2 protein-coding genes are annotated in these 3,082 nt (G+C 68.1%); both read left to right on the top strand.

Translation table 11 applies throughout. The features are described from left to right. Window positions 1–2,197 (top strand): ATP-binding protein (locus JWP65_RS15965; RefSeq protein ID WP_299765456.1); only part of this gene is annotated, 2,197 nt, incomplete at its 5' end. Window positions 2,198–2,305: 108 nt separating this feature from the next. Beyond that, complete coding sequence (locus JWP65_RS15960) at window positions 2,306–3,013, top strand: response regulator (protein WP_299765454.1); 708 nt, start codon at window positions 2,306–2,308, stop codon at window positions 3,011–3,013. Window positions 3,014–3,082: the final 69 nt, after the last annotated feature.

Below are 3,082 nucleotides of genomic sequence, written 5' to 3'. Positions count from 1 at the left end.
GGCGGTCACCGTGATCGTCGCCATCGGCATCGTGCTGATGTTCCTGCTGACGCAGGCCACCAACAACCGCGAGCTGTACGAGCGCAACTACGGCCGCCTGTTCGCGCTGAACATGGTGGTGGCCGGCGCGCTGCTGGCCGTGATCATGTGGGTGGCGGTGCGGCTGGCCTCGCGGCTGCGGCGCGGCAAGTTCGGCAGCCGGCTGCTGGTGAAGCTGGCGCTGATCTTCGCGCTGGTGGGGCTGTTGCCGGGACTGCTGATCTACGTGGTGTCGTACCAGTTCGTCACGCGCTCCATCGAGAGCTGGTTCGACGTCAAGGTGGAAGGCGCGCTGGACGCGGGCCTGAGCCTGGGGCGGGCCACGCTGGACACCTTGTCGAGCGACTTCGCCAGCAAGACCCGCGCGGCCGCCGCCCAGGTGGCGGACACGCCAGACACGTCCGCCGGGCTGGTGCTCGAGCGCGTGCGCGAGCAGCTCAATGCCACCGACGTGGTGCTGTGGAGCCCCTCCGGCCAGCTGCTGGCCAGCACCGGGCAAAGCCGCTTCCTGCTCAATCCGGAACGGCCGACACCGCAGCAGCTGCGCACGGCGCGCAACCAGCGCACGCTGACCTTCGTCGAGGGCCTGGAAGATGCGAGCCCCGCCTCCGTCAACAACGCCCGGATCAAGGCGCTGGTGGTGGTGCCGCATCCCAGCCTGGGCCTGCTGGCGGAGCCGCGCTACCTGCAGGCGACGATCGGCGTGCCGCCCACGCTGGTGGCCAATGCGATCGCGGTGCAGGAGGCCAACCGCGAGTACCAGGAGCTGGCGCTGGCGCGCGACGGGCTGCGCCGCATGTACATCGGCACGCTCACCCTGAGCCTGTTCCTGGCCGTGTTCGGCGCCGTGCTGCTGGCGGTGATCCTGGGCAACCAGCTGGCCCGCCCGCTGCTGCTGCTGGCCGCCGGCGTCAGCGAGGTGGCAGCCGGCGACCTGTCGCCCAAGCCGGCGCTGCAGGGCAAGGACGAACTGGGCGGGCTGACGCGCGCCTTCGCCGACATGACGCAGCAACTGGCCGACGCCCGCGGCGCGGTGGAAAAGAGCATGGGCCAGGTCAGCGCGGCGCGGGCCAACCTGCAGACCATCCTGGACAACCTGACGGCGGGCGTGGTCGTGCTGGACGCGGAAGGCCGGATCCAGACCTGCAACCCCGGCGCCGCCCGCATCCTGCGGGTGCCGCTGGACGAGTCCGGGGGGCGCAAGCTGGCCGAGATCGACGGGTTGGCCAGCTTCGGCGCCGCCGTGCAACAGCGCTTTGACGAGTTCCTGAACGACCGCAGCCAGCGTGAGCTGGACCACTGGCAGCAATCGTTCGAGCTGAACACCGGGCACACCAGCGGCGCGCCGCGGTCCGACGTGGTGACGCTGGTGGCGCGCGGCGCTGAAATGCCCGGCACGGCGCGGCTGCTGGTGTTCGACGACATTTCCGAGATCGTTTCGGCGCAGCGGGCCCAGGCCTGGGGCGAGGTGGCGCGGCGGCTGGCGCACGAGATCAAGAACCCGCTGACGCCGATCCAGCTGTCGGCCGAGCGGCTGGAAATGAAGCTGGCCGGCAAGCTGGTGGAGCCGGAGCGGGCCTTGCTGGCCAAGTCGGTCCGCACCATCGTCGACCAGGTCGACTCGATGAAGCGGCTGGTCAATGAATTTCGCGACTACGCGCGGCTGCCGGCGGCGGAACTCAAGCCGCTCGAGCTGAACACGCTGGTGGCGGACGTGCTGATGCTGTATGGCCGCGAGGGCGAGGCGACCCATGCGTCGGCTCAGATCCCGGTGCGGATGGAGCTGGATCCGGACAGCCCGGCGGTCCTGGGCGACGCGCAGCAGGTGCGCCAGGTGATCCACAACTTGCTGCTGAACGCCCAGGACGCGACCGAAGGCCGGTCTGGCGGCGAGGTGGTGGTGCGCACCCAGTGGAACCAGGCGGCCAAGCGGGTGCGGCTGGTGGTGCAGGACAACGGGGCCGGCTTTCCTGACCATATCCTGAAGCGCGCCTTCGAACCTTACGTTACAACCAAGAGCAAAGGCACCGGCCTGGGTCTGGCAGTCGTGAAAAAAATTGCGGATGAGCATGGCGCGCGGATCGATCTCAAGAACAGGACAGAGAACGGTGTCATCCTGGGAGCCCAAGTGTCGTTATCATTTGGAGTTGCTGGTTAGCAACGGCCCCACGCTGAGTCACTGCGTGGCCGCGGCGCACACCGGGTGCGGCGGCGGGTGCCCGGTGCAGGCCGGGCGAGTGAGTGACGGTTTACTTTGGCAGGGACGATGGCAAACATTCTGGTGGTGGACGACGAACATGGCATTCGGGACCTGTTGTCCGAGATCCTGAACGACGAGGGTCACACCGTCGAGCTGGCGGAAAACGCAGCCCAGGCCCGGGCGGCGCGGCAGCGCCTGCGGCCCGACCTGGTGCTGCTGGACATCTGGATGCCCGACACCGACGGCGTGACGCTGCTCAAGGAGTGGTCCACCAGCGGCCTGCTCACCATGCCTGTGGTGATGATGAGCGGCCACGCCACCATCGAGACGGCGGTGGAGGCCACCAAGATCGGCGCGCATTCCTTCCTGGAAAAGCCGATCACCATGCAGAAGCTGCTCAAGGCGGTGGAAGCCGGCCTGGCCCGCGTGGGCGCCGGCGGCGTCGTCGTGCCGCCGGTGCGCAAGCCCGGCATGTCGGGCGTGATGCCGATGGCGCAGCCGGTGGAACTGACGGTGGAAGCCGCCATGACGGGCGGCCAGACCATTCCGCCGGTGGTGGAGATGGGCCCGCAGGCGCGCCAGCTCTTCGAGCTCGACAAGCCGCTGCGCGACGCGCGCGATGAATTCGAAAAGTCGTACTTTGAATTCCACCTGGCGAAGGAAGGCGGATCGATGACGCGCGTGGCCGAGAAGACGGGGCTGGAGCGCACGCACTTGTATCGCAAGCTCAAGCAGCTCGGTGTGGATCTGGGCAAGAACAAGAGCGAGGCTTGACTGGCGGGGCGAGAGGGCGTCGGCCAAGGACCGTTACAGTAAAAAGGTGGCAAAAAGCACTTGAGCGAC

Origin of the sequence: Ramlibacter sp., assembly GCF_028292805.1 — a bacterium.
Lineage (GTDB): Bacteria > Pseudomonadota > Gammaproteobacteria > Burkholderiales > Burkholderiaceae_C > Ramlibacter.
Note: the sequence above shows the minus strand (reverse complement) of the source record. Positions and strands in the feature narration are given on the sequence as shown.